The sequence below is a fragment of the Amycolatopsis sp. YIM 10 genome, assembly GCF_009429145.1.
Taxonomy (GTDB): Bacteria; Actinomycetota; Actinomycetes; order Mycobacteriales; family Pseudonocardiaceae; genus Amycolatopsis.
In genome coordinates, this window is the sequence record NZ_CP045480.1 from 3,325,208 (window position 1) to 3,348,926 (window position 23,719).

The window sequence follows — 23,719 nt, forward strand, 5'->3', positions numbered from 1 at the left end:
CGTGGGCAAGCAGCTGTCCGGCGAGCAATCCCTGCTGGCGGACTGGCTGCCCGCACTGCGTGACGGCCTCACCCGGGCGGAGCACCCCGGTATTCCGCCGAGCACCGTCGAAATGGCTTTCTACGGTGACTTCTTCCGTCCAGCGGGAACTTCGCTGGCGGTCGGTGATCCCCTGTATGGGGCGAACGACGTGCGGCCGGGCTGGGAGTCCGAGCTGCTGCTTGCCTGGTGGCGGGCGGCGTCGGCGGTGGATGAGCGGGTCGCTCCGCCGACGGGGGACACCCTCGCGCGGATGCCGGGTTCGGCGCAGGCGGCATTGCGCCAGTTGTCCAGGTCGCCGTTCTTCGCCGGTGTCGCTCTTCGCGCACTGGTGTTCGATCTGAAACAGGTCCGCCGCTACCTGCAGGAGCCCGAATTGCGCCGCGCCGTTCAGGCGCGGGTGCGCTCTTCGATCACCGCGGAGACGCGGGTGGTCGTCGCACACTCACTGGGGTCGGTGGTCGCGTATGAGGCCTTGGCGGCGCTGCCCGGCCACGGCGTGCGTGCTCTGGTCACCTTGGGGTCCCCGCTCGGCATCTCGAACTTGGTGTTCGAGCGGCTTGAACCCGCGCCACGTGACGGGCGAGGTGCCTGGCCTGGCGCGGACGACATGGTGTGGACGAACTTGGCTGATCGGGGCGATGTCGTCGCGCTGGAAAAGGATTTGCGCCCGCGTTTCGGCGCGGAGGTGGTGAACGCGCTGGTCTGCAACGGTTCGCACGCTCACGACGCGAAGCCCTATCTGACCGACCGGCTGACCGGGGCGGCGATCGCGGAGGGCCTGCGTGACGACTGAGGACGATCGGCCCCGCCGCTACCTGATCGCCACCGCGATCGCGCACTACCCGAACGCGCCGGAGTGGGACCGGCCCGGCCTGGTGGCGGCCCGTGCGGAAGTCGTCGACCTGTTCACCGGCGCACTGGGTTACGAGCACGTCAGCGATCTCGGGCTCGACCCCACCAGGGCGCAGTTGACCGCGCGGCTCCGTGCCTTCTGCCGCTCGTCCGACCGTCGACCGGACGACATCGTGGCGGTCTACATAGCCGGGCACGGCGAGGTGCTCGACGGCACGCATGAGCACGTGCTGCTGACCGCCGACACCGATCCGGCGGATGTGGCCGACGCGCTGCCGACCGCCGAGATCGCCAGGAAAATGCTGCTCGACACTCCGGTACGGCGCGTGCTGCTCATGTTCGACACCTGTTACTCCGGGCAGGGCGGCAACGAGCTCACCGCTTCGGCGATCACCTCGATGACACAGCGGTGGGGCGACGAACGCGGGGCGGGACTTGTTGTCCTCACCTCCGCGCAGCCGACCGAGCAGGCCGAGACCGGAGCGTTCCCGCGCCTGCTGCGAAAGGCCGTGCACGGGCTGCCCAGCGCGGGCTACGCCCCGAAGGTCCTGCCGCTCGACAGCGTCGTCCAGGCGATGAACGACGACGCCACCAAACCGGGTTTCCAGACGATCGGGTCCAGCCTGACGAGGTTGACCGGCGAGGTCCCCGCCTTCCTGCCCAATCCCCGCTACGACCCGCGACTGACCGAAGTCGACCTGGCCATCCAATGCGCTGCGGAATGGGACGCACAGGCCGAGCGCCGTGAAACCGAACTGCGCACCCGGCTCGTCACTCGCGCGATGGGCGGTCACGGGACGAGTGGCAGCTGGTGGTTTTCGGGCCGCCGCACCGCCTTGCTCGATATCGCGGCCTGGCTCAGCCACGTCGACATCGCCCGGCCGCTGCTGGCGGTCACCGCGGGGCCGGGCTCGGGCAAGACAGCCGTGCTCGGATTGATCGCGACCCTCACCCATGCCGACCGCAGGATGACGGTGCCACTGCAGTCGCTCGACCTGCCTTCCGCGGCGATTCCCCCGCCATCGGCGGTGGATGTCGCGATCTACGCGCAGAACCTGACCACCGACCAGGTCTTCCACGCGATCACCTCGGCCGCACGGCTGCGCGCCGACACGATCGGGCAGCTGCTGGACCTGCTGGGGGAACGGGAGGCCCCGTTCACCGTGCTCATCGACGCACTGGACGAGGCCACCGATCCCGAACAACTGGCCCGGCGCCTGGTCCGGCCACTGTCCGAGCACGCGAACGGACGTCTGCGCCTGCTGGTGGGCACCCGGCCGTACCTGCTCGAACTCGCCGGTGTCGCCAGAGAAGACGCGATCGACCTGGACGCACCTCGATACGCTGATCCCGAAGCGCTGGCGAACTACATCATCCGGGGTTTGCTCGAAGCAGCGGACGAGAGTCCCTATCGCGGGGTGCCGGGCGAAGTCGTGCGCTCGGTCGCCGACGCGGTCGCCGAAGCTTCACACCCTTCCTTCCTGGTCGCCCGGATCGTCAGCGCCTCGCTGGCGGCCCAGGCCGGAATTCCGGACCCCCACGATCCGGAATGGCGCCGGTCGCTGCCGCGCCTCCCCGGTGAAGCGATGAGACGAGACCTCGAGACCCGGCTGGGCGCCGACGCGAAGAAGGTGCGCGATCTACTGCGCCCGCTCGCCTTCGCCGAAGGTCAAGGACTGCCATGGGAGGACATCTGGGCGGCCGTCGCTTCGAAGGTTTCCGGAACCGGCTACGGAGACGAAGATCTGCTCTGGTTGCGGCGGCGCGCCGGATCGTATGTCGTCGAGGCGATCGAGGGCGGCCGTTCCACCTACCGGCTCTATCACCAGGCACTTGCCGAGCACCTTCGCGACGGCACGGACAAAACCGCCGTGCACGCGTCCATCGCGGCCGTGCTGAAGGCTCGAGTGCCCCGGGCACCGGACGGCACCCTCGACTGGGGACGCGCGCATCCTTACGTGCGGCGGCACCTGTCGACCCATGCGGCGCACGCCGGACTCATCGACGAGTTCATCGCCGATGCCGACTACCTGGTCTACGCCGAGGCTGACCCGCTGCTCGCCGCACTGGCCAAGGTCACTTCGGAAGACGGCGCTCTCATCTGCGCGATCTATCGAGCTTCCGCTGGGCTACATCGGAATCTGCCGCCGAGTCGGCGGCGGCAACTTCTGGCCACGGACGCCGCCCGGTTCGCTGCCACCCGTCACCAGCGCGCGCTGTCCCGCACCCTTCCCTGGCCGCCTCGCTGGGCGACCGGCCAGCAGTCCACGATCGCGCTCCGGACCACTTACCCCGGCCATGCCACTTCCGTTCGCGCTGTCGCCTTCGGCACGCTGGACGGACGAGCGGTAGCCGTCAGCGCCGGTGACGACGCCGCCGTGCGGGTCTGGGATGCCACCACCGGAGTCGATGTCTGCTCGTTCGCCGGGCACGGTGACGCGGTGCGCGCGGTCGCCTTCGGCGTCCTGGGCGGCAGGCCGGTCGTTGTCAGCGGCAGCGCGGACGAAACAGCCCAGGTGTGGGACGCGGCCAATGGCCGGTCGATCACCGTTTTCGCCAAGCACACCAACACGGTGCGCGCGGTCGCCTTCGGTGAACTGGCCGGGAGTCCGGTGGTCATCAGCGGGAGCTTCGACAAGACGGTGCGGGTGTGGGATGCACCGACCGGCGACGAAATCGCCTTGATGACCGGCCACACCGGGGGCGTGGAGGCGGTCGCCTGCGGGGTGCTGGATGGTCGCTTGGTCGTCATCAGCGGTGGCCTGGACGGAACCGTGCGGGTGTGGGATGCCGCTACCGGCAAGGAGATCGCGGTGTTCGCCGGGCATACGGATTGGGTGAATGCCCTTGCGTGTGGTGTGCTTGATGGTCGGCCGGTGGTGGTCAGTGGTGGTGCTGACGAGACGGCGCGGGTGTGGGATGCGGCTACCGGCAAGGAGATCGCGGTGTTCGCCGGGCATACGGATTGGGTGAATGCCCTTGCGTGTGGTGTGCTTGATGGTCGGCCGGTGGTGGTCAGTGGTGGTGCTGACGAGACGGCGCGGGTGTGGGATGCGGCTACCGGCAAGGAGATCGCGGTGTTCGCCGGGCATGCGGACTGGGTGAACGCCCTCGCCTACGGCGTGCTCGACGAACGACCGGTCGCGGTCAGTGGTAGTGACGACCGAACTGTGCGAGTGTGGGATCTCGATGTGCTCGCGAACACCCTGCGCGCCTCGGCCGGCCACGTCGCCGGCATTACCGCTGTCGCATGTGGAGTGCTCGACAGCAGGCCGGTGGTGGTCAGTGGTAGCGCTGACGAGACGGCGCGGGTCTGGGACGCGGCCACCGGCAAGGAAGTCACGGTGTTCACCGCACACACCGACTGGGTCAACGCGGTCGCCTACGGTGTGCTCGACGACCAGCCGGTCGTCGTCAGCGGCAGTCTGGACGAGACGGCACGAGTGTGGCACGCGGCCTCGGGTGTGGAGATCGCCGTGTTCACCGGGCACACCAGTGGGGTGAACGCGGTGGCCTACGGCACGCTCGAAGCCCGCCCGGTTGCGGTGAGCGGCGGTTTCGACAAAACCGTGCGTGTGTGGGATCCCGACACCGGTGAGGAAGTGAAGGTGCTCACCGGCCACGCCGGAGAGGTGAACGCCCTCGCTTGCGGACTGCTGGACGGACGGTCGGTCGTCGTCAGCGGTAGCGCAGACGAGACCGTACGGGTCTGGGACACCGTCACGGGTGAGGAGATCACGGTGTTCACCGCCCACGGCGACAAGGTGAACGCCGTTGCCTACGGTGTGCTCGATGATCGGGCGGTGGTCGTCAGCGGCAGCGATGACAACACCGCGCGAGTGTGGGATGCGGCCACGGGTACGGAGATCACGGTGTTCGCCGCGCACTCCGATTGGGTCAACGCCGTGGCCTGCGGTGTGCTCGCCGGACGACCGGTCGCCATCAGCGGCAGTGGTGACATGACCGTGCGCATGTGGGAGCTGCGAAACGGCGAAGAGTGTCTTACGCTCGACTACCACGGCCTGAACCTGAAGACGCTCGCGGTCGGCCAGGCCGAGGAAATAGTGATCGCCGCCGGGCGCGATATGGCGGTGCTCGATCGTCGGGCGATGAGCTGATCTTTCGGGGCCGGTAGCGGTTGGGCCCCGAGCGACCGAATCGTGCAGGCGCCCGATGTCCACTGCGACGTAGGGGAAGGTAGACCACGGCGGTGCCCTGCCCGGGGAACACCAGCCGATTCGCCGTCGAAGACGAATTGGGCCTGACCGGCGGCTGCGACCCGGAGGTGTTCGACGAGGTGACCGCGCGCCGGCCGGCCGGGCAAGCCGGCTCGCTGCCGGCGCGCATGGCGGCCGGGCCTGAACGGGAGCTGGGCGCGCTCGCCGGAGCCGCGCCCTGCCGGGCGTATCCGTGCGGCCTGCTTGGTCCGCGGGCGATCGCCGCGGCCGGTGAAGCGGGGGTGACGCCCCGGTGCTCCTTGCTGACGCGGTTCGTCGAGCAAACCGTCATCGGGTTTGTGGGGTGGGAGTCGTGCCGGCTCGGTGGGGAACCCGTTGGGTCCACGTGGGAAGGTTCCGGCACCGAGCCGGCGGCCCGGACGGCGTGTTCCGGGCGAAGACGAGCGTAGGCACCGCGGCTGGAGCCCGGCTCGGGAAGCGATGAGTTTCGCGCCGGAGGCTGGTCGATACCCGGTGAGAGCGTCAGCAGATCGACGGGAGTCGCGATGAACGAGCCGAAGAGCCAGCACGTCACCGAGTTCAGCGAGCCGGGCAGTGTCGCCATGCCGTGGGCCGAGGTCGAGGCGGTGCTGCGCGAATCCGAGATGTTCTGGCTGTCCACCGTGCGCAAGGACGGCAGGCCGCACGTGGCACCCCTGCCCGCGATGTGGCTGGACGGCAACCTGCACTTCTGCACCGGCGCGCACGAGCAGAAGGCCCGCAACCTCGAAGCCAACCCGCGCTGCGTGCTCACCACGGGGACGAACTCGTACCGCTCCGGCCTCGACGTGGTCGTCGAAGGCACCGCTGCCCGGATCAGCGACGAGCAAACCCTGACCCGGCTCGCCAAGATGTGGCAGGACAAGATCGACTGGCCGTTCGAGGTGGTCGACGGCCAGTTCAGCGACCCGGGCAACAACGACCACCGCGCCCCGGTCTACGCGGTGACACCGGCCAAGGTGCTGGCGTTCGGCAAGGCGCCCTATCGCCAGATCCGGTACACCTTCTGAGCCCGGCGACCGCACGCCTTCGCGCTCTCCGCCTTTTGCGATGATCGGGCGGTGAACAGCACATCCCCGGCGGTCACCGCCGATCCAGCAGCAGCCGACCTCGACGAACTCGTCGCCTCCCTGGTCGCCAGCCGTCCCTCCGCGCTGCCGCCGGAGAATCGCGAGAAGCTGGCGTCCTTCGTCCGCGGCGAGCACGGTGAGCTGCTCGGCGGGATCGCGGGGCACACGAACTACGGCTGGCTGTTCATCGCGCAGCTCTGGGTCCACGAATCGACCCGCGGCCAGGGGCTCGGCGCATCCCTGCTGCGCGCCGCCGAGGACGAGGCCAGAAGGCGAGGCTGCCGATCGGCCTGGCTGGACACCTACAGCTTCCAGGCCAGGCCGTTCTACGAGGCGCACGGCTATCGCGTGTTCGGTGAACTGCCCGGCTTCCCGGCCGGTTACCGCAAGTACTTCCTGTGCAAGGAACTCTGACGCCGGTCGACCACCGCCACCGTGATGATGGCAACCCCGATCACGGCGGCGACCAGGGCGACCGGACTGGCCAGCGGTGCGGACAGCACCAGCGCCACTCCCGGTCCGATGCGCCAGCGCCCGTCCCGCCACACCCCGGCGGCCGCGGTCACCAGCGTCACCACCGCGGCCGCCAGGACCGGCAGCAGCACCAGCGAGAAGATGGCCACGTAACCGTGGCGGTCGTCTTCGGCCACCACCGCGTCGTTCCCGCTCAGCAACAACGCGGCCCGTGTCACCGACCAGCCCGTCACGGCGAATCCGGCGAGGAGCAGGCCGCGCCGGAGCATCAGCTGGGTGCCTTTGTCGACCATGCCGAATGCTAAAACCAGCGCGACCGCGGAAGTGCCCGTCGTTAGCGGGCCGCCTGCGTTCGTACGCCGATTCGTGATCGTTCCGGCGTCTTCCGCAGCGTCGCTTCCCGGCGCCTCTGTGCATCGGGTTCCTCCGTCCGGGAGCTTTGCTTTCACGGAGAAGTCTCGTCGTGCGGCCGGGCGTCCACATCGGTCTTCCGTCGCGAACCACCCCCTACCAAAGAGACAGTGGTCTGCGACTTTTGTCTAAGAGATCAGTTCAGAATGAGTTCGCGGAGGCAGATGATCGCGCAAGCGAGGCTGAGGATGGCTTGGTGGATGCCGGCTCGACGTTCAGTGCGGATGCGTAGCCTGCGGAAGCCTATGAGCCAGGCGGAGGTGTGTTCGACGGGCCGGCGGATCTTTCCCAGGCCGGAACCATGCTCGACACCGCGCCGGGCGATCAGCGGGTGGATGCCACGGGCTCGGACCAAGCGGCGGTACTTGTCGTGGTCATAACCGCGGTCGGTGCAGCGCCGACGTGGCTTGCCGGCCACGCCCCGAATGGGCGGGACGGTGTCGAGCAGTGGAATCAGCTGGGTGGCGTCGTTGCGGCGTCCGCCGGTCAGCGGAAGCGTCGCGGATGTGCCGGTATCAACAGCTCCAGCCGCGCCCACAGCTCGTCGGTCAAGACCTGCTCACGCATCCGATAATGCTGGAAGACCCGACACCGCAGCCGAAGCCGAAGCCAGCTCATTCTGAACTGATCTCTAAGCACGGTCTCCTCGACGTTGGTGGCGCTGGGCTTTCGCGCGGTTTCCGCAGGTTGCCATGGAGCACCAGCGACGGCGCCTGCTCGGTGAGGGATCGAGGTACAACCACGAGCACCGGCCGCAGCCGCCGACCTGGGAGCGTTCGTCACCGGCCAGCAGCGCCGCGCTAGCCAGCGCCATCCGTACAGATAGGACACGCAAGCCCAACTCGGTCACGTCGGTCACCCACGCCGATTGCGTGCGATATCGGTCAGACAGGCGTGCTTCCCGATGCGCGGTCGTGATGTCGGACTTGACCCGTTCGCGGACTGCCGCCGGGCACTCGATTCCGTCGATGTCCGCGACCAGGAATTCGTGCAATGCCTCGCGCTGGGCTCGCAGGTCAGTAAGGGCCTTGCTCGCTTCGGCGGGATCGTTTTCGGCGCGAGCCAAGAGATAGTCGTGCTCCGCGTTGTCGAGCACGCCCGCCGCGCGCGCCCAGCCGGCGGCGTCGGTGAAGTCGTGCAGCCATTCGACATCGCGGTCCTTCGTACGGCCTCCGACCGTGTTGACGAAGTCGAGTGCCGGGTGGCCGCCGACGAAGGACTCGGCTGTCCAGGTCGTCAAGGTCCTCTCCACAGGTCGAGCCGTCGGGTTGACAGGCAGCCTCGGTTGCCCCAACCATACTAACCACACTTTGACAGAAAGGGGTTAGTTATGTTGGCGCTGGATGACACGTTCGAGGTCGGCGGGCAGACGGTTCGCTATGGCGTGCAAGGGGAGGGCGAGCCGTTGGTGCTCATTCACGGCACCCCGTTCTCCTCGGTGGTGTGGCGGCGCATTGTGCCGCAGCTCACGCGACGCCACCGCGTGCACTACTTCGATCTGCTCGGGTACGGTCGTTCGGAGAAGAAAGCCGGTCAGGACGTCTCGCTGGCCGTGCAGAACCAGGTTTTCGCCGCACTGCTCGACCATTGGGAACTCGAGCTGCCGCACGTGGTCGGCCACGACTTCGGGGGAGCCACGGCACTCCGGACACATCTGCTCGACGGCCGCGACTACCGGTCGCTGACCCTGATCGACCCGGTCGCGCTCAGCCCGCACGGATCACCGTTCGTGCAGACCGCGCGGCGGCACGAGGACGCGCTGAACGAACTGCCCAGCTACATCCATGAGGCGATCCTGCGCGCCTACATCGGCGGGTCGGTGCACCGCCGACTTTCCGAGCAGGAGATGAACCGCTACCTCGAACCGTGGCTGGGCGAGGTGGGCCAGCCCGCGTTCTACCGCCAGATCGCGCAGATGTCCGACCGCCACACCGACGAGATCCAAGACCGCTTCGACGAAATCCGCTGCCCGGTCACCATTCTCTGGGGCGAGCAGGACGACTGGATTCCGGTCGAAAGGGGACGAATCCTCGCGGACCGGATCGCCGGCGCGGAATTCCGCGTGGTGCCGGAAGCCAGTCACCTGGTTTCGGAAGACGCCCCCGAAGCCATCGTCGGCACCGTGCTCGACTTCACCGCTCGTGTTTCCTCGGGTGCGGTGGTGCTCGGCGAGTCGAGGTAGGTGAGCAGCGCATCGCGGTGGTGGGAGAGCTTGTCCATCCGCGTCTCGATGTTCTGCAGCACCTCGTGCAGGACCGCGGACAGCTCTGGGCAGTTGTTGAGCCTCGGCGCCTTGCCCTCCGCGCACGGCAGTACTTCGCGGATGACCTCGGTGGGCAGGCCGGCGTCGAGCAGGCCACGGATCTGGGCGACGATCATCGGCGCGTCGTCGTCGAACTCCCGATAGCCGTTGGACCGCCTCGCCGAGACGAGCAGCCCCTGTTTCTCGTAGTAGCGCAGCAACCGGGTGCTCACCGAGGTCCGCTTGGACAGTTCGCCGATGCGCACGTGATCCACTCCACACTTCGATCGCTGGACGTTGGCACCGGTGTCAAAGTTTAGCTTGGGGTTCATGCAGTACACGAATCTCGGCCGCACCGGCCTGCAGGTGTCCCGGCTGGTGCTGGGCACGATGAACTTCGGCCCCGACACCGACGAGTCCGACAGCCACGCCATCATGGACCGGGCGCTGGAACTCGGCTTCAACTTCTTCGACACCGCCAACATCTACGGGTGGAAGCTCGGCGAAGGCTGGACCGAGCAGATCATCGGCCGGTGGCTGGCGAAATCCGGACGCCGGGACGATGTCGTGCTGGCCACCAAGGTCTACGAGCCGATGGGCGAGGGACCGAACTCGAGCGGGCTGTCCGCCCGGCACATCCGGCACCAGGTCGAGGGCTCCCTGCGTCGGCTGCGGACCGACCACCTCGATCTCTACCAGGCCCACCACGTCGACCGGCACACCCCGTGGGAGGAGTTCTGGCAGGCGATGGACACGCTGGTGGCGCAGGGAAAAGTGCTCTACGTCGGTTCGTCGAACTTCGCCGGCTGGCATATCGCGCAAGCGAGCGAAAGCGCCCGGTGGCGCCATTCACTCGGACTGGTCAGCGAACAGCACCTGTACAACCTCGCGGAACGCACCGCCGAACTGGAGGTCCTGCCCGCGGCCCGGTCCTATGGACTCGGCTTCATCCCGTGGTCGCCGCTGTTCGGTGGGGTTCTCGGCGGAATCCTGCGCAAGACGCGGCGACGGGCCAGCGGGTCCGACCTCACCGCCAGCCGGCTGGCCGCGAACCGGGAGCGCGTGGAAGCGTATGAGTCCTTTTGCGACGAGATCGGTCACCAGCCCGCCGCGGTGGGCCTGGCGTGGTTGCTCCACCAGGAAGGCGTGACCGGTCCCATCGTGGGGCCGCGCACGGTCGAGCAGCTGGAGAATTCGCTCGCCGCGTTCGACGTCCGCCTCGGCAGCGGTGAGCTGGCCCGTCTCGACGAGATCTTCCCCGGCCCCGGCGCTGCGCCCGAGGCGTATGCGTGGTGATCTGTCGATTTCAGCTACTTTGGTGAACGCTGCGAGCGACGATCGTCGACAGCGCACGAGTCCGGCGGGCTCCTAGCGTGACGGCATGATCAAATTCCTGCTCTCGCTCGCGCTCGTGGCCTCGCCCGTCCCGGCCGACGCGCCGCGCCACCTGGACTGGCAACCCTGCCCGGACGCGGGCCCGGTGCCGATCCAGTGCGCCGACCTTGGTGTCCCGCTCGCCGAGCCCGGCGGCCGCACCATCACGCTGAAGGTGGCGCGGCTGCCGGCCACCGGCCCGAAACGGGGCACGGTACTGGTCAACTTCGGCGGACCCCAGGGCGGCCAGATCGCGAGCCTGCGGTCACGGCCGCAGATCTTCGACGCGATCCGCCGGTCCATGGACGTGGTCACCTGGGATCCGCGCGGTTACCCCGGTCTCAGCGATCCCGTACTGGACTGCGACTGGAGCAAGGTGCGCACCCCACCGTTCCCCGCCGACCAGGCGGAGTTCGACCGGCTCGCCGCGGACAACCGGGCCAGGGCCGACCGGTGCCGGGCCAGTGATCCGGAGCTGTTCGACCACATGGACTCCGCCGGCGACGCTCGTGACGCCGACCGGATCCGCCAGGCGCTGGGCGAAAACCGGATGAACTTCATCGGCACCTCGTACGGCGGTGTCATCGCGCAGGCCTACGCCCGGCAGTTCCCCGAGCGGGTGCGCACCCTTTACATCGACGGAACCGGCAACCACAGCGCGCGTGACTGGCCACGCGAACTCGACGCGACCGCGCGCGACTACGAGCGGTATCTGCGGCGGTTCTTCGACTGGGCGGGCCCGGGAACCGAGCAGCGCTGGCAGGCGCTGATGGCCAAGGCCGACGCGGCACCGATCCCGGCCGGGACCGCGCGCTTCGACGGCACGCAGCTCCGTGCGCTCGGCTTCCAGAAGGTGACGCTCGGTCCGGAAGCCTGGCCGACGCTGGTGAACGCCATCACCGCCGCCGAGGCGGGCGACGCGTCCGGTTTCGCCGGGCCTGGCACCGATCCGTATCCCGGCGTGCCCGGCGGCGGCGTCAAGGAGTGCCTGGACTTCCCCCGGGCGCGTGACCACGCGGAGATCGCCCGCGGCGTCGGACGTCTCAACCGCGTGGCTCCCAACGTGGGCGCCTCGTTCCCCCTCGCCTGGCACCTGCCGACGACTTGCGCCGGCTGGCCCGCACCGGCGACCAACCCGCCCGCGCCGCTGCCCGCCGCGGTGCCGCCGATGCTGGGCGCCGGCACCTGGCTCGATTTCGGCTCGACCGCACGGGCCCTGGCCACCGTCCCCGGCAGCCGCGCGATCCACCACGACGGTCCCGGCCACAACCTGTTCGCGGCCATGACCAACCCATGCGTGATCGACCACGTGAGCCGCTATGTCACCGAGCGCGTTCTGCCCCCGCAGAACACCCAGTGCGACTAGCGGTGGATGGGGTCACCACCGTTGGTCCCGGCGCCACGAAGGTCCCGCGATGCGCGGTGGCTCGGTTTGCTTGGGGCGGATGGCGTGCCAGCCGACCGACCACTGGTCCGGGGGCAGCGCGAGGGCCGCGCACACTTCACGCGCCAGGTCGCCGGGTTCGCGTCCGTCCCACGCGGTGTGGAGGAACACCTGGTATTCGTCGTCGAGCATGAGGGCGACGCAGAACACGCCGGGATCGCGGTAGTCGTTGGCGACCCAGTCGGCGCGGAGGCCGTAGGAGCGCAGGCGGTCGTGGTCGAGGCCGGTCAGCACGTACCGGCCGGCGGTACGCACCGGCGTTTCCCACGAGTGGTCCGCCGCGACCCTCGCGACCTCCTCGTCGTACTGCTCGGCGGGGAAGGAAACCCCGCGCGGCATGGGCACTTCGAGTCGCCACTCCCAGTGCACCAGGTCGCCGTCGCGGACGATGGTGACGTCGGTGGAGCCGCAGCCGTACACACCACAACCGCACCGGGCGATCGGCACGGTCCGCGGTTCGGCCGTGGCGGTCAGCCGGTTGAACGGGATGAGCAGGGCGTACGGATCCATGCCGAGGCCCGCTCCGGCGCTGGTCATCTCCACGCCGTTGACGTGGACCAGCACCTGGAAGCCACGGGCTTCGTCGGGAGTCGGAACCACGGCCAGCCGCAAGGAATCCGTGCCGGGGCGGCGGGCGATCCCGCCGCCCCGCGCGGCGAAGTAGCCGGGCGGGATGTCACCCGGCAGGGGAGTGCCGAGTTCCCGGAGCGCGCGCTCGGCGAGTTCGCGCAGGCCCCAGGTCGAATCCCGCGCCGAAGTACCGGCGAGTTCGGCCAGCGCGGGTGAATCCAGCCCGACGGCCAGTGCCGCGCAGGCCGCGTCGATCAGTTCGGCCGGTCCGTTCTCTGGCTTGGCCACCCAGCCCGCCAGTGCGTCGTGCAGCCGCTGCTCCGGGGTTTCAGTCACTGCCCACCTTCGATCCGGCCGAGCAACGCGACCGTGGCCGCGCTCGGGAGTTCCGTGGTCGCCGAAACGGTTTCCCAGGTCGGAACCGTACCGGGCAGCGGGAGGAAGCGGGCTTGGTCGGTCTTCAGCGAGAAGGTCTCCGGTACCAGCGCCACACCGAGGTCGAAAGCGACCAGTTCGAGCAGCGAATGCACGTCGGTGACCTCGAGCGCGACCTTGCGGTGCACCCCGGCGTCGGCGAGCACGGCGTCGGCGTGGTCCCGGGTGCCCCAGCCGGGGTGGAAGTCGACGAAGCGGTCCTCGGCGAGATCGGCGAGGCGCACCTCGGCGCGACCGGCCAGCGGGTGCCCGGGTGCGCAGGCGAGCACCAGTCGCTCGCTGCCGAGTGGGGTGAGCCGGAGCCCGTCGGGGCAGCGCGCCGGTCTGGCCACGAAGGCGACGTCGAGCGCGCCGGTCCGCACCTGCTCGAGCAGTTCGGTCGAGCCGCTGTGCCGCAGCCGGACGTCCAGGCCGGGATGGGCGGTGACGAAGTCCCGGAGCAACTCCGGCAGCGGCAGCGAGTGCAGGCACTGCAGCGAACCGATGGCCAGGCTGCCGCGGACCAGGCCCTGCACCGCGGCCACGGCGTCGCGCCCGGCGTCGGCGGCGGCCAGTGTGCGGCGGGCTTCGACCAGCAGCGCTTCGCCCGCGCCGGTCAGGCGCACCTGGCGGGTGCTGCGGCGGAACAGCGGTGCGCCGAGTTCCTTCTCCAGCGACCGGATGGCGGCCGACAGGCCGGACTGGGCCACGTGCATCCGCCGCGCGGCCCGGGTGAAGTGCGACTCCTCGGCGACCGCGACGAAGTACTCGAGCTGGCGGAGTTCCACCACTGATCACCCATCCTGCTTAGTCGGATCGGTTTCTTCTGTTGGACAGCTTAATGCCCGGCGCGCAGGCTGGAGGGCGGACAACCCGACCAGGAGGAGCACCCATGCAGACGCGCCGGATCGGCGGAACCCAGGTCAGCGCCATCGGACTCGGCGGCATGCCGATGTCGGTCCAGGGCAGGCCGGACGAGAGCCGGTCGGTGGCCACCATCCACGCCGCGCTGGAGGCCGGGGTCACGCTGATCGACACCGCGGACGCCTACCACCTCGACACGAGCGATCCCGGGCACAACGAATCGCTGATCGCCCGCGCGCTGGCGAGCTTTCCCGGCGACACCTCCGCCGTGCTGGTCGCCACCAAGGGCGGCCACACCCGGCCCGGCGGGGCGTGGGCGCTCGACGGCTCGCCTGCCCACCTCAAGCGCGCCGCCGAGGCTTCGCTGAAACGGCTCGGCACCGAAGCGCTGGGGTTGTACCAGTTCCACCGGCCGGACCCGGAGGTTCCGTACGCCGAATCCATCGGTGCGCTGGCCGAACTGCTCGACGAGGGCAAGATCCGCTTCGCCGGCATCTCGAACGCGAACCCGGAGCAGATCCGGCTGGCGAACGAGATCCTCGGCGGCAGGCTCGCCGCCGTGCAGAACGAGTTCTCGCCCGCGTTCCGCTCCAGCGAACCGGAACTCGAGCTGTGCAGCGAACTCGGCATCGCCTTCCTGCCGTGGAGCCCGCTCGGCGGTATCACCAAGGCGGAGGACCTCGGCTCGCGGTTCGCCCCGTTCGCCGAGGTGGCGCGGGCGCACGACGCCAGTCCGCAGCAGGTCACCCTGGCGTGGATGCTGGCGAAGTCGCCGGTGGTCATCCCGATCCCCGGTTCGTCGCGCCCGGAGACCATCCGGGCTTCGGCCGCGGCGGTGCACCTGGAGCTGTCCGATGCCGAGCTGGCCGCGCTCGACGGTCAGGGGGCGGTGAGCGGCTCCGCCTCGTAGGCACGGTGCATGAGGTCCACAAAGGACGGTGCGGCGGGCAGCTCCGCCGAGCCGATGCCGTGCACCGCGATGCCCGGCGACCACGAGTTCAGCACCACCGCCCCGGCGAGCCCCGGCAGGTCGGCGAGGGTGACCTCGGCGACGCGCTGGGGCACGCCGAGGCGGTCGAGCTGCCGCCGGACGATGGCCATGGTGATGCCGTGGAGCACTTCGGCCTCCGGCCAGACCACCGCGGTGCCGTCCCAGAAGGCGAGGTTCCAGATGGTGGCCTCGCTGAGCCTGCCGCGCCGGTCGAGGAAGGCGGCGTCGTCGAAGCCCTTGGCGACGGCCTCGCGCAGGAGGTAGGTCTTGGCCACCTCGCCGACGTGCTTGCGGGCGGGCAGGAACCGCTCGTGCTCGACCGCGGACAGCCGGAGCGGGCCCGCGGGCGGAGTGGCGGCGGGCCCGGTGCGGACCAGCACGGAGAGCTTCGCCTGCCCGCCGGGCGCGGTGAACTCGCGGTTGGCGGAGAACACCGTGGCGGTCAGGGAAAGATCGGCCGGACCGGCTTCGACGGCCGTTCGCACGTGGGCGCGCACCTGCTCGTCGGGCAGCGCGGTGCCGAACATCTCCGCCGAGGCGTCCCGGAGCCGCTTCAGGTGCAGGTCGAGGCCCCGGATCCGGCCGTCGCGCACCTGCAAGGCGGTGAAATGGGCGTAACCGGAGAAGGCGAGTGGTGCCAGCTCCGCGGCGGTCGCGTCCTTGCCGTCGAGCTGGGCGACAAACTGGGTCATGATCACCACGGTAAACGCCACTCGGGTCCGGAATACCGCACCCCGGCGGCCGTGTTCTCCCTGCGGAAGGAGTTGAGGCGGAAATGACCAAGTCCACCGAGCGTGCCGTACTGGCCGGCGGGTGTTTCTGGGGAATGCAGGACCTGTTTCGCGCGCAGCCGGGGGTGGTGTCGACCCGGGTCGGCTACACCGGCGGTGAGGTGCGGAATCCGACCTACCGCAACCACCGCGGCCACGCGGAGGCGCTGGAGATCATCTTCGACCCGGCGGTGACCAGCTACCGGGCGCTGCTGGAGTTCTTCTTCCAGGTGCACGACCCGACCACGAAGGACCGGCAGGGCAACGACATCGGCACGAGTTACCGGTCGGCCATCTTCTACGAGAACGACGAGCAGAAGCGGATCGCCGAGCAGACCATCGCGGACGTGGACGCCTCGGGCAAGTGGCCGGCGAAGGTGGTGACCACGCTCTCCGGTGACTGGACCTTCTGGGAGGCCGAGGCGGAGCACCAGGACTACCTGGTGAAGCACCCGGGCGGCTACACCTGCCACTACGTCCGGCCGGACTGGACCCTGTCGAGCGCGCCCGCCTGACCCGGGTCACCACCCGCCCCGGCGGCTGCACGCCGGGGTGGGTGGCGGAGGTCAGTTTGCCGGGCCGAACCAGCGTGAAAGGGGGTCTTCCAGGTCCCGCTGGTCGTCGCCGACCCAGGCCACGTGGCCGTCTGGGCGCAGCAGGACCGCTGGGGCGTCTAGTTCTTCGCTGACGTCGACGACGTGATCGACCCGATCCGCCCAGCCCGCGACCGAGAGCTGTCCGGTTTGGTCGAGCAGCAGGCCACGGCCGGTGCGCGTCAGCTCGTAGAGGCGGCCCCGTTCGAGGGTCACGTCCCGCAGTCGTTTGCCCAGCAGGTCGTGCCCCTCGCCGAAGTCGTACCGCACGCTGGTCGCGATGATCATTTCGATGAGGTACCGGTTCACCTCGTCGAACTTCACCAGCTCCGTCATCAGCCGTCGCACTGCCTGCGGGCCCGGCTCGGTGGACATCAGCACGGCCTGCGCGCGGGTGTTGTCCAGCACGTCGGCCGCGACCGGGCGACGTTCGGACTCGTAGCTGTCCAGTAGGCCGTCCGGTGCCCAGCCGCCGAGGTCCGCCGCCAGCTTCCAGCCCAGGTTGAACGCGTCCTGGAGGCCGAGGTTGAGCCCCTGCCCGCCCATCGGCGGGTGCACGTGCGCCGCGTCGCCCGCGAGCAGGACCCGCCCGGACCGGTACCGTTCGGCCAGCCGCGTGGCGTCGGTGAAGCGGGACAACCAGCGCGGTGAGTGCACGCCGAAGTCGGTACCCGCGTAGACCCGCAGCTGCTGCCTGACCTCCTCGATGGTCGGCGGGACCGAGCGGTCCTCGGACACACTTTCGGCGGGCACGACCACGCGGTACGCGCCGTCGGGGAGTTGCCCGAGGCCGAACCCCTTGAGGGTCTCGCGGATCTTGGCGACGACGGAGTTCACCGTTTCCACCGGCGCGTCCGCCTCCATCTCGCCCAGCAGCGTCTCGACCTTCGCCGGTTCGCCGGGAAAGCCGATGCCGAGCAGTTTGCGCACCGTGCTGCGGCCGCCGTCGCAACCGACGAGGTACCGCGAGCGCAACCGCGTCCCGTCGGCCAGTTCCGCGGTCACCCCGTCCCCGTCCTGACTCAGCCCGGTCAGCTCGCAGCCGCGCCGGATCTCGGCGCCGGCCTCGACCGCGTGCTCGGCCAGCAGGCGGTCGGTGGTGGTCTGCGGAATGGCCAGGACGTACCCGTGCGCGGTGTCGAGCCGGTCGGGCGCGGGTGTGGTGATACCGGCGAAAAAGCCGCCGAGCGGGGCCTGCTTTCCGTTGGCGAGGAACCGCTCCAGCAGGCCGCGCTGGTCCATCACCTCGATGCTGCGCACGTGCAGTCCGAGCGAGCGGACGTACTTGGGCGGTTCGGCCTCCTTCTCCAGCACGAGCACGCGTGCACCGTGCAGTCGCAGTTCGGCGGCCAGCATCAGGCCGGTCGGCCCGGCGCCGGCGATGAGCACGTCGATCAAGGAACCCACCATTCGACGAGGATTTGCTTGGGCCGCAGATTCTGCGGCATGCCGGGGGTCTTGCCGCAAGCCCCGGGGTGCGCTATAAGTTGAGAGTGGCGGGGAAGGGTTCTTCCCTGCTTTTGTCTTCTGTGGACGGTCAGCCGATCGCTTCGGCCAGTTCGACGATGATTCCTTCGGGGCCGCGGACGTAGCAGAGCCGGTAGCTGTTCTCGTACTGCGTCAGCTCGCCGACGAGTTCGGCGCCGTGCGGCCGCAGTCGTTCGAGCACCTCGTCGATGCCTTCCACGGAGAACAGGATGTGGCGGATGCCGGGGGTGTTCGCCGGAGCGCGCGAGTCGCCGCCCTGGTGCGAAGGCGTGTGGTACTTGCACAGTTCGAGCCGTCCGCTGCCGTCCGGGGTGCGCATCATCGCGACGTCCGCGCGAACGCCGTTGAGCCCGTTGATCTGATCGATCGTGGGGCCTTCGAGCGAGGCTTCGCCCTCCAGTTCGAGGCCGAGTTCGACGAAGAACGCCTTGGCCGCTTCGAGATCGCCGACAACAACGCCGACGTGTTCCATGCGCTTGACCTTGCTCATGCCGATCTCCTTCTCCGGTGGGTTTCAGCCGCGCTGGCGGGCCATGAGCTCTTCGATGGCGGTGGGCAGGGTGGTCTCGAAGTCGATCAGCTTGGCCCAGGTCGGGGTCACCACGATCCGGACCATGCCGTCGTAGAGCGCGCGCACGCCGGCCTCCCACTCGGTCCGCTGCTCGGGCGACATCTCGTAGGTGCCGTTCCACTGCATGTATTCGTCGGGAATGCCGTCGACCTCGTCCAGTTCGGCCGTGCCGCGGAGCAGCAGGACCTTCGGCGGGTGGGACTCGGTGTCGATGGTCAGTGCGACCGCGGGGTTCCGGCGCAGCATGGGCAGTTTGCGCGCGTTCTTCGCGGTGCACATGACGATCTGCTCGCCGTTCCAGGTGATGCCGATCGGGATCGCCCGCGGGGTGCCGTCCAGCGCGGTGAAGGCCAGGCGGGCCAGGTCGCGGGCCAGGAGTTCCTGGCTGAGGGGCTGGTTCAGGATCTCGTCGAGCTGGTTGCGGTTCATGGTCGCTCCTCGGTGCCGTCGGGGTCGGACACCGCTGGGTCGGAGCAGGAGGGGGCACTTCGACACAGCTCGACTGTGAGCTGAGTCACATCATTTTTCTGGGAAGATCGAGTTCCATGACATCGACTTTGTCCGCGGCGGCCATCGAGTCGGAGCGGGTTGTGGTGCGCAAGGCGCGCGATGCCGATCGTGATGGGCTCATCGAGGTGTTCACCGATCCCGAGGTGAGGCGCTATCTGGGTGGGCCAAGGCCGCGTGCGCAGGTCGAAGGCTTCCTCGATCACCTGGGTGCGGTGGAGGGCGGTTACGTCGTCGCGGACCGGGAGACGGACGCGTTCTTCGGCATGCTGGCGCTCGCTCCCCGCGATCCCGACCTGCCCGGGCACGTCACCCCGGAGGGCGGCGAGTTGGAACTCTCGTACGTGCTGCGTCAAGCCGCCTGGGGGCGTGGCCTCGCTTTCGAAGCCACGACCGCCGTTCTGCGCGCCGCCGCACGGGAACTGCCCGAGCAGCCGGTGCTGGTGGTGACCCAGGCCGCGAACCAGGCCGCACGGAAACTGGCCGGACGACTGGGCTTCGAAGAAGTCGACACCTTCGAAGCCCACGACGCGGCGCAGGTACTCGCGGTCGCTCCGCTGGGGTCGTTCCGCGAGTAGTCGTCAGGATGGGTGGAAGGCGACCGCGCGCAGTCTGGTGAGGGTGTCTCCGGCGGAACGGGGATCCTCCGGGACGCCGAGAATCGGGGCGAGGCGTTTCCAGGCGCGCGGGTGTCGCGAGCGGTAGTCCTCCAGGAGGCGGAGGGTTTCGGCCTCGTCCAGCAGGTGGTGCGCCGGGGCCGCCCAGGTGGTGAATCCACTTTGGACCTTGACGGCCGGGGCGGCTTCGAGGTTGCGGAACCAGTCGGAGCGCGTGCCCCAGCCGGCGACCACCACGATCTCTCCCGGCGCGTACCGCACGACCTCCAGCACCACCTCCCGTCGCCGCCCGGATTTGCGGCCGGTGTGGACCAGGTGCACCAGGCGGTGCCCGAACAGGAAACCGAGGCGTGCCCGGTAGCACAGGATCGGTGCGCGCAGCAGGACGCGCAGCGGGCCACGAGGTGGCCGTGAGGTCAGTGCCATCACTCCACCCTAGGCCTCCGGGTGATCACCGAGGCTGAAGAGGAGGCGGCGCAGCAGCGCGGCCAGCTGTTCTTGATCGCCGCCGCCGAGGTCGCCCAGGAGCTTCGCCTCCAGGTCGATGTGGTCCACCACCACCCGATCGATCAGCTCGCGACCCCGCTCGGTCAGCGAGATCAGCACGCTGCGCCGGTTCGCCGGGTCGACCTCGCGGGAGACCAGGCCCCTGGCGACCAGCCGGTCGATCCGGTTGGTGATCGCGCCGGAGGTGACCATGGTCGCCTCGACCAGCTGGCCCGCGGTGAGCCGGAACGGCGGACCGCACCGGCGGATGGTGCCCAGCACGTCGAACTCCCACAACTGCAGGTCGAACCGGGCGAAGTTCTCGCGCAGCTCACGTTCGAGCAGGCGGTTGGCGCGCTGGATCCGCGCCACCACGCCCATCGGCCCCGGATCGAGGTCGGGCCGTTCGGTGCGCCACTGGTCCAGGCGCCAGTCGACGTTGTCCCGCACTCGGTCCTCCGGACATCTCAACGTGAAACTGTTTGACGTCACCCTAACAGACAGCTACGTTTCTCAACGTTGAACATTTCAACGTTAAGGAGTTTGCATGCCTGGCCACACCATCGGGGTGACCGCGCTGACCGCCGCCGTGCCGGTCGGCTGGGCGACCACCTACCTGGTCACCACCGAATTCCTGCCACCGGGGCACCCGCTGGTCTCCGGGGTGCTCCGCGCGCTGCCCGCCGGCCTTGTGCTGCTGGCCGTCACGCGGAAACTGCCGCGTGGTGACTGGCTGTGGCGCTCGCTCGTGCTCGGCACGCTCAACATCGGTGCGCTCTTCGTGCTGCTCTTCGTCGCCGCGTACCGGCTGCCGGGTGGGGTCGCGGCGACGCTGTTCGCCGTTCAGCCGCTGCTCGTCGCGGGTCTGGCGTTCGCGCTGCTCGGGGAGAAGCCCACGCGGTGGCGGCTCGGCTGGGGGCTGGCCGGAGTGGTGGGCGTCGGCCTGATCGTGGTGCGGGGGCGCGTTTCCTTCGACCTGCTGGGCATTCTCGCCGGGCTCGGGGCGGCCGGGGTGATGGCCGCCGGGCTGGTGCTGACCAAGCGCTGGGGTCGTCCGGCCGGTGCCGGTCCGACGACGATCGCGGCCTGGCAGCTCACCGCGGGCGGGCTGGTGCTCGTCCCGTTCGCGCTCGCGTTCGAAGGGCTTCCACCCGCGCTGGACGCCCGCGCGATCGGCGGTTACGCCTGGCTGTGCGTGGTCGGCGCGCTGCTGTCCTACCCGATCTGGTTCTACGGCCTCGGCAGGTTGCCGGTGGTCGCCGTGTCCTTCCTGTCCCTGCTCTCACCCGCGGCCGCGACCGTCCTGGGCCGGCTGTTCCTCGACGAGTCCCTCACGGCAGCACAGGGCGCCGGATTCGCGCTCGCGCTGACCGCCATCGCCGCCGCCCAACTGCCGCCCAAAGCCGTCGCCGTCAAAACCGCCTGAGGAGAATGATCATGTCCCGCACCATCCTGGTGACCGGAGCCACCGGAACCGTGTCCACCGCGCTGCTCGACGCACTGCCCGGCGAAGATCTCCGCGCACTCGTCCGCGATGAGTCCAAAGCGGACGGACTGCGCGAACGGGGTGCCGAGGTCGTCACCGGGGATCTCGACGACCCCCCGTTCGCTGCCGCCCGCCTTCGATGGCGTGCACGACCTGTGGCTGCTCGTGCCGAACGGGCCGCGCGCGCCGGAGAACAACATGAACGCCCTGTGGGCCGCGCGCCAGGCCGGGGTGGAACGTGTGGTGCGCCTGTCCGTGGTCGGCGCCGCGCACGACGCGCCGAACCGCAGCGGCAGGCTGCACGCGCTGTCCGACCGGGAAACCGGGGAATCGGGGCTGCGCTGGACGATCCTGCGTCCGCACTGGTTCATGCAGAATCTGCTGAACGAGGCGGGTGACATCGCCGCCACCGGCACGCTTTCGATGAACATGGCTTCGGCGCGGCTCGGCATGATCGACGCGCGTGACATCGCCGAAAGCGCGGCCAGTGTGCTGCTCGACGACCCCGATCGCCACCACGGCAAGGCATACACGCTCACCGGCCCGCGCTCGCTGACGTTCGACGAGGTCGCCGCGGAGCTGGAAAAGGTGCTCGGCCGATCCGTCGCCCACCTGCCGGTCAGCGACGACGTCAAGCGCGAGACGCTGCTCGGTTACGGCGTTCCCGCCTGGATCGCGGACATGCTGGAGGAGTACGCGCGGGCCTACGCCTCGGGCTGGGGCGACTTCACCACCGACGCGGTCGCCGGGCTGCTCGGCCGTCCGCCACGGGACTTCGCCGACTTCGCGCGCGACCACGCGGCAGCGTTCCGCGGCTGAGCCAGCGCCGGGCCGCGGCGAGCTGGTCGCGATACCACGAGGGCATGAACCGCTCCTCCCGCGGGAACCGTTCCTGTTCGAGCAGGAAGGCGTCCGGCGACGGGTAGGGCTGAAAATCCGGTTCGTTCCGCCAGTTGTAGGAGACGGAGAAGTGCGGCCCCGGCTCCAGCACGTAACGCAGGGAGAACCAGGTGCCCTCGTTCTCCCTGTACATGCCGCCTCGCAGGCGCTGGAACTGCCTGATCGGCTCGTCCGGCGGAGTCCACAGCCGGTGCTCGGAGTCGCCGGGGCCGAGCAGGCCGACCGACAGGCCGATGTTCCGGCCGACCACCCGGTAGTCGATGGCCAGTTCGCGCCAGTCCGGTGGCAACGAACTCAGGGCGGCCGAGCACGTCATGCCGAGCCGCGCCGTGGGCGCCGAACGAGGGAACTAGGGGACCGGGGTGAGCAGTGAGCCGGTGGTGAGGAACTGGTCGAGGTTACGGAAAGCCAGCTCTCCCATGGCTTCCCGGGTTTCCGTGGTGGCACTGGCGATATGCGGCAACAGCAGGACCGAATCCAGGTCCAGCAGCGGCGCGGGGACCTCGGGCTCCGCGGCGAACACGTCGAGCGCGGCGCCGGCCAGCTTGCCCCCGGTCAGCGCCGCCACCAGTGCGGGTTCGTCGACCACGGAACCGCGGGAGACGTTGACCAGGTAACCGTCGGGGCCGAGCGCGGCGAGCACGTCGGCCGAGACCAGGCCGCGGGTTTCCTCACCGCCCGCCACCGCGACCACCAGCGCGTCGGCCTCGGCGGCGAGCGCCACGGCCGAATCCACGTAGCGGTACGGCACCCCGTCGGCCGGACGGCGCGAGTGGTAGCTCAGCTCGACACCGAAGCCGGTCAGCCGGGTGGCGATCGCGCGGCCGATCCGGCCGAGGCCCAGCACCCCGATCTTCTTGCCGCTGACCTTGGTGGCCAGCGGATACGCCGTACTGGTCCAGTCGCCGCGGCGGACGAAGCGGTCCGCCGCGGTGAGCCTGCGCATGACGTCGATCAGGCCGCCGACGGCGAGGTCGGCGACGCAGTCGGTGAGCACGTCGGGCGTGTTGCTCACGTCGATGCCCCGCGCGCGGGCCCGCGCCACGTCGGTGGTTTCGTATCCGACTCCGAAGTGGACGATCGCGCCGAGCCGGGGCAGTGCGTCCATCACCTCGTCCGGCACCCCGATCCTGGCGCTGGTGATCGCCGCGGTGAACTCCGCGCCGTGCTCCGCCAGATAGCCGTCGGCCTGCTCGAACAACCGCACGGTGCGGTGTGCCGAGAGCGCGGTTTCCAGCGACGGCAGCAGCGGGCAGAGTTGGAGAACGGAGCCGGTCATGGCCCTGAGCGTATGGACCTGGTCGATACCTGTCTAAGACCAAGTTCGCATTCAGCG

The 23,719-nt window shown here is 69.5% G+C and carries 26 protein-coding genes and 1 pseudogene; 13 read left to right on the forward strand and 14 right to left on the reverse strand.

The window, feature by feature from the left end; all coding sequences use genetic code 11:
- The first annotated feature begins 1 nt into the window (after window position 1).
- The 4 genes from YIM_RS16255 (at window position 2) to YIM_RS16270 (ending at window position 6,595) form a co-directional block, all read left to right on the forward strand.
- A complete protein-coding gene (locus YIM_RS16255; RefSeq protein WP_228004777.1) occupies window positions 2-835 on the forward strand; it encodes a hypothetical protein in 834 nt (277 codons plus the stop codon).
- Window positions 825-5,012 (forward strand): caspase family protein, encoded by a 4,188-nt coding sequence (locus YIM_RS16260; RefSeq protein ID WP_153031150.1) that lies wholly within the window; start codon window positions 825-827, stop codon window positions 5,010-5,012. Before YIM_RS16255 ends, YIM_RS16260 begins: the two co-directional genes overlap by 11 nt.
- Window positions 5,013-5,617: 605 nt before the next feature.
- Window positions 5,618-6,121, forward strand: coding sequence for a pyridoxamine 5'-phosphate oxidase family protein (locus tag YIM_RS16265; RefSeq protein ID WP_153031151.1), 504 nt, complete (start codon window positions 5,618-5,620; stop codon window positions 6,119-6,121).
- Window positions 6,122-6,172: 51 nt separating this feature from the next.
- Window positions 6,173-6,595: a GNAT family N-acetyltransferase gene (locus YIM_RS16270; protein ID WP_153031152.1), complete on the forward strand. Its 423-nt coding sequence runs from the start codon at window positions 6,173-6,175 to the stop codon at window positions 6,593-6,595.
- Here the strand turns inward: YIM_RS16270 and YIM_RS16275 are convergent.
- The 3 genes from YIM_RS16275 to YIM_RS16285 all read right to left on the reverse strand — a co-directional run bounded on the left by YIM_RS16275 (window position 6,562) and on the right by YIM_RS16285 (window position 8,306).
- Entirely contained in the window at window positions 6,562-6,948 is a 387-nt protein-coding gene (locus YIM_RS16275; protein ID WP_153031153.1) for a hypothetical protein, read from the reverse strand. The two genes, YIM_RS16270 and YIM_RS16275, sit on opposite strands and share 34 nt — an antisense overlap.
- 254 nt (window positions 6,949-7,202) lie before the next feature.
- Window positions 7,203-7,604 (reverse strand): transposase, encoded by a 402-nt coding sequence (locus YIM_RS16280; protein ID WP_153031154.1) that lies wholly within the window; start codon window positions 7,602-7,604, stop codon window positions 7,203-7,205.
- Window positions 7,605-7,697: 93 nt separating this feature from the next.
- Window positions 7,698-8,306, reverse strand: a complete 609-nt coding sequence (locus YIM_RS16285; protein ID WP_194240167.1) for a CGNR zinc finger domain-containing protein — start codon at window positions 8,304-8,306, stop codon at window positions 7,698-7,700.
- Between the two features lie 90 nt (window positions 8,307-8,396).
- Between YIM_RS16285 and YIM_RS16290 the strand changes: the two genes are divergently transcribed.
- A complete protein-coding gene (locus YIM_RS16290) occupies window positions 8,397-9,248 on the forward strand; it encodes an alpha/beta fold hydrolase (protein ID WP_153031156.1) in 852 nt (283 codons plus the stop codon).
- On the opposite strand, the gene YIM_RS16295 is transcribed toward YIM_RS16290, so the two are convergent.
- Window positions 9,146-9,574, reverse strand: coding sequence for a MerR family transcriptional regulator (locus YIM_RS16295; protein WP_153031157.1), 429 nt, complete (start codon window positions 9,572-9,574; stop codon window positions 9,146-9,148). The two genes, YIM_RS16290 and YIM_RS16295, sit on opposite strands and share 103 nt — an antisense overlap.
- Before the next feature lie 64 nt (window positions 9,575-9,638).
- Between YIM_RS16295 and YIM_RS16300 the strand changes: the two genes are divergently transcribed.
- Together YIM_RS16300 and YIM_RS16305 are read left to right on the forward strand one after the other, a co-directional pair.
- Window positions 9,639-10,604, forward strand: coding sequence for an aldo/keto reductase (locus tag YIM_RS16300; protein WP_153031158.1), 966 nt, complete (start codon window positions 9,639-9,641; stop codon window positions 10,602-10,604).
- Window positions 10,605-10,689: 85 nt separating this feature from the next.
- Entirely contained in the window at window positions 10,690-12,048 is a 1,359-nt protein-coding gene (locus YIM_RS16305) for an alpha/beta fold hydrolase (protein ID WP_153031159.1), read from the forward strand.
- A gap of 12 nt (window positions 12,049-12,060) precedes the next feature.
- Here YIM_RS16305 and YIM_RS16310 read toward each other — a convergent pair whose 3' ends face one another.
- Together YIM_RS16310 and YIM_RS16315 are read right to left on the reverse strand one after the other, a co-directional pair.
- Window positions 12,061-13,032: a hypothetical protein gene (locus YIM_RS16310; protein WP_153031160.1), complete on the reverse strand. Its 972-nt coding sequence runs from the start codon at window positions 13,030-13,032 to the stop codon at window positions 12,061-12,063.
- On the reverse strand, window positions 13,029-13,898 hold the full coding sequence (locus tag YIM_RS16315) for a LysR family transcriptional regulator (protein WP_153031161.1): 870 nt from the start codon (window positions 13,896-13,898) through the stop codon (window positions 13,029-13,031). The genes YIM_RS16310 and YIM_RS16315 overlap by 4 nt, the downstream gene beginning before the upstream one ends.
- A 104-nt stretch (window positions 13,899-14,002) precedes the next feature.
- Between YIM_RS16315 and YIM_RS16320 the strand changes: the two genes are divergently transcribed.
- A complete protein-coding gene (locus YIM_RS16320; RefSeq protein WP_153031162.1) occupies window positions 14,003-14,884 on the forward strand; it encodes an aldo/keto reductase in 882 nt (293 codons plus the stop codon).
- On the opposite strand, the gene YIM_RS16325 is transcribed toward YIM_RS16320, so the two are convergent.
- On the reverse strand, window positions 14,854-15,657 hold the full coding sequence (locus tag YIM_RS16325; protein WP_153031163.1) for an aminotransferase class IV family protein: 804 nt from the start codon (window positions 15,655-15,657) through the stop codon (window positions 14,854-14,856). The genes YIM_RS16320 and YIM_RS16325 overlap by 31 nt on opposite strands.
- Before the next feature lie 83 nt (window positions 15,658-15,740).
- Here YIM_RS16325 and msrA point away from each other — a divergent pair, with 83 nt between their 5' ends.
- Window positions 15,741-16,250, forward strand: a complete 510-nt coding sequence (gene msrA, locus YIM_RS16330) for a peptide-methionine (S)-S-oxide reductase MsrA (protein ID WP_153031164.1) — start codon at window positions 15,741-15,743, stop codon at window positions 16,248-16,250.
- Window positions 16,251-16,301: 51 nt separating this feature from the next.
- Here the strand turns inward: msrA and rox are convergent, their stop codons facing one another.
- The 3 genes from rox to YIM_RS16345 form a co-directional block, all read right to left on the reverse strand.
- Entirely contained in the window at window positions 16,302-17,726 is a 1,425-nt protein-coding gene (gene rox / locus YIM_RS16335; RefSeq protein ID WP_153037032.1) for a rifampin monooxygenase, read from the reverse strand.
- 139 nt (window positions 17,727-17,865) lie between these two features.
- The gene (locus tag YIM_RS16340) at window positions 17,866-18,306 is read right to left on the reverse strand and encodes a VOC family protein (protein ID WP_228004778.1); all 441 of its coding nucleotides are present in this window, start codon (window positions 18,304-18,306) and stop codon (window positions 17,866-17,868) included.
- Window positions 18,307-18,330: 24 nt separating this feature from the next.
- The gene (locus YIM_RS16345) at window positions 18,331-18,816 is read right to left on the reverse strand and encodes a pyridoxamine 5'-phosphate oxidase family protein (protein ID WP_153031165.1); all 486 of its coding nucleotides are present in this window, start codon (window positions 18,814-18,816) and stop codon (window positions 18,331-18,333) included.
- A gap of 116 nt (window positions 18,817-18,932) precedes the next feature.
- Here YIM_RS16345 and YIM_RS16350 point away from each other — a divergent pair, with 116 nt between their 5' ends.
- A complete protein-coding gene (locus YIM_RS16350; RefSeq protein WP_153031166.1) occupies window positions 18,933-19,472 on the forward strand; it encodes a GNAT family N-acetyltransferase in 540 nt (179 codons plus the stop codon).
- A gap of 3 nt (window positions 19,473-19,475) precedes the next feature.
- Here YIM_RS16350 and YIM_RS16355 read toward each other — a convergent pair whose 3' ends face one another.
- Window positions 19,476-19,937, reverse strand: coding sequence for a nitroreductase family deazaflavin-dependent oxidoreductase (locus tag YIM_RS16355; protein ID WP_153031167.1), 462 nt, complete (start codon window positions 19,935-19,937; stop codon window positions 19,476-19,478).
- A 9-nt stretch (window positions 19,938-19,946) separates the two neighbouring features.
- Window positions 19,947-20,447, reverse strand: coding sequence for a MarR family winged helix-turn-helix transcriptional regulator (locus YIM_RS16360; protein WP_153031168.1), 501 nt, complete (start codon window positions 20,445-20,447; stop codon window positions 19,947-19,949).
- Between the two features lie 97 nt (window positions 20,448-20,544).
- Here YIM_RS16360 and YIM_RS16365 point away from each other — a divergent pair, with 97 nt between their 5' ends.
- The 3 genes and pseudogenes from YIM_RS16365 (at window position 20,545) to YIM_RS16370 (ending at window position 22,302) form a co-directional block, all read left to right on the forward strand.
- Entirely contained in the window at window positions 20,545-21,423 is an 879-nt protein-coding gene (locus tag YIM_RS16365; protein WP_153031169.1) for an EamA family transporter, read from the forward strand.
- A gap of 11 nt (window positions 21,424-21,434) precedes the next feature.
- Window positions 21,435-21,542: pseudogene (locus YIM_RS50030) on the forward strand (SDR family NAD(P)-dependent oxidoreductase); the annotation flags it as partial.
- Window positions 21,532-22,302, forward strand: coding sequence for an NAD(P)H-binding protein (locus YIM_RS16370; RefSeq protein WP_255462950.1), 771 nt, complete (start codon window positions 21,532-21,534; stop codon window positions 22,300-22,302). The pseudogene YIM_RS50030 and the gene YIM_RS16370, both read left to right, overlap by 11 nt.
- Here YIM_RS16370 and YIM_RS16375 read toward each other — a convergent pair.
- Window positions 22,211-22,699: a hypothetical protein gene (locus tag YIM_RS16375; RefSeq protein ID WP_153031170.1), complete on the reverse strand. Its 489-nt coding sequence runs from the start codon at window positions 22,697-22,699 to the stop codon at window positions 22,211-22,213. The genes YIM_RS16370 and YIM_RS16375 overlap by 92 nt on opposite strands.
- A 33-nt stretch (window positions 22,700-22,732) precedes the next feature.
- Window positions 22,733-23,662 carry a 2-hydroxyacid dehydrogenase gene (locus YIM_RS16380; RefSeq protein WP_153031171.1) on the reverse strand — a complete coding sequence of 310 codons (930 nt, stop codon included), beginning with the start codon at window positions 23,660-23,662 and terminating at the stop codon, window positions 22,733-22,735.
- Window positions 23,663-23,719: the final 57 nt, after the last annotated feature.

Bases quoted from the DNA above. Each gene is read 5' to 3' on its own strand.
- YIM_RS16265 (WP_153031151.1), top strand. From the start codon at position 5,618: ATGAACGAGCCGAAGAGCCAGCACGTCACCGAGTTCAGCGAGCCGGGC.
- YIM_RS16275 (WP_153031153.1), bottom strand. From the start codon at position 6,948: ATGGTCGACAAAGGCACCCAGCTGATGCTCCGGCGCGGCCTGCTCCTC.
- YIM_RS16290 (WP_153031156.1), top strand. From the start codon at position 8,397: ATGTTGGCGCTGGATGACACGTTCGAGGTCGGCGGGCAGACGGTTCGC.
- YIM_RS16300 (WP_153031158.1), top strand. From the start codon at position 9,639: ATGCAGTACACGAATCTCGGCCGCACCGGCCTGCAGGTGTCCCGGCTG.
- YIM_RS16305 (WP_153031159.1), top strand. From the start codon at position 10,690: ATGATCAAATTCCTGCTCTCGCTCGCGCTCGTGGCCTCGCCCGTCCCG.
- YIM_RS16320 (WP_153031162.1), top strand. From the start codon at position 14,003: ATGCAGACGCGCCGGATCGGCGGAACCCAGGTCAGCGCCATCGGACTC.
- YIM_RS16325 (WP_153031163.1), bottom strand. From the start codon at position 15,657: ATGACCCAGTTTGTCGCCCAGCTCGACGGCAAGGACGCGACCGCCGCG.
- msrA (WP_153031164.1), top strand. From the start codon at position 15,741: ATGACCAAGTCCACCGAGCGTGCCGTACTGGCCGGCGGGTGTTTCTGG.
- YIM_RS16340 (WP_228004778.1), bottom strand. From the start codon at position 18,306: ATGAGCAAGGTCAAGCGCATGGAACACGTCGGCGTTGTTGTCGGCGAT.
- YIM_RS16345 (WP_153031165.1), bottom strand. From the start codon at position 18,816: ATGAACCGCAACCAGCTCGACGAGATCCTGAACCAGCCCCTCAGCCAG.
- YIM_RS16350 (WP_153031166.1), top strand. From the start codon at position 18,933: ATGACATCGACTTTGTCCGCGGCGGCCATCGAGTCGGAGCGGGTTGTG.
- YIM_RS16355 (WP_153031167.1), bottom strand. From the start codon at position 19,937: ATGGCACTGACCTCACGGCCACCTCGTGGCCCGCTGCGCGTCCTGCTG.
- YIM_RS16365 (WP_153031169.1), top strand. From the start codon at position 20,545: ATGCCTGGCCACACCATCGGGGTGACCGCGCTGACCGCCGCCGTGCCG.
- YIM_RS16370 (WP_255462950.1), top strand. From the start codon at position 21,532: ATGAGTCCAAAGCGGACGGACTGCGCGAACGGGGTGCCGAGGTCGTCA.
- YIM_RS16375 (WP_153031170.1), bottom strand. From the start codon at position 22,699: ATGACGTGCTCGGCCGCCCTGAGTTCGTTGCCACCGGACTGGCGCGAA.
- YIM_RS16380 (WP_153031171.1), bottom strand. From the start codon at position 23,662: ATGACCGGCTCCGTTCTCCAACTCTGCCCGCTGCTGCCGTCGCTGGAA.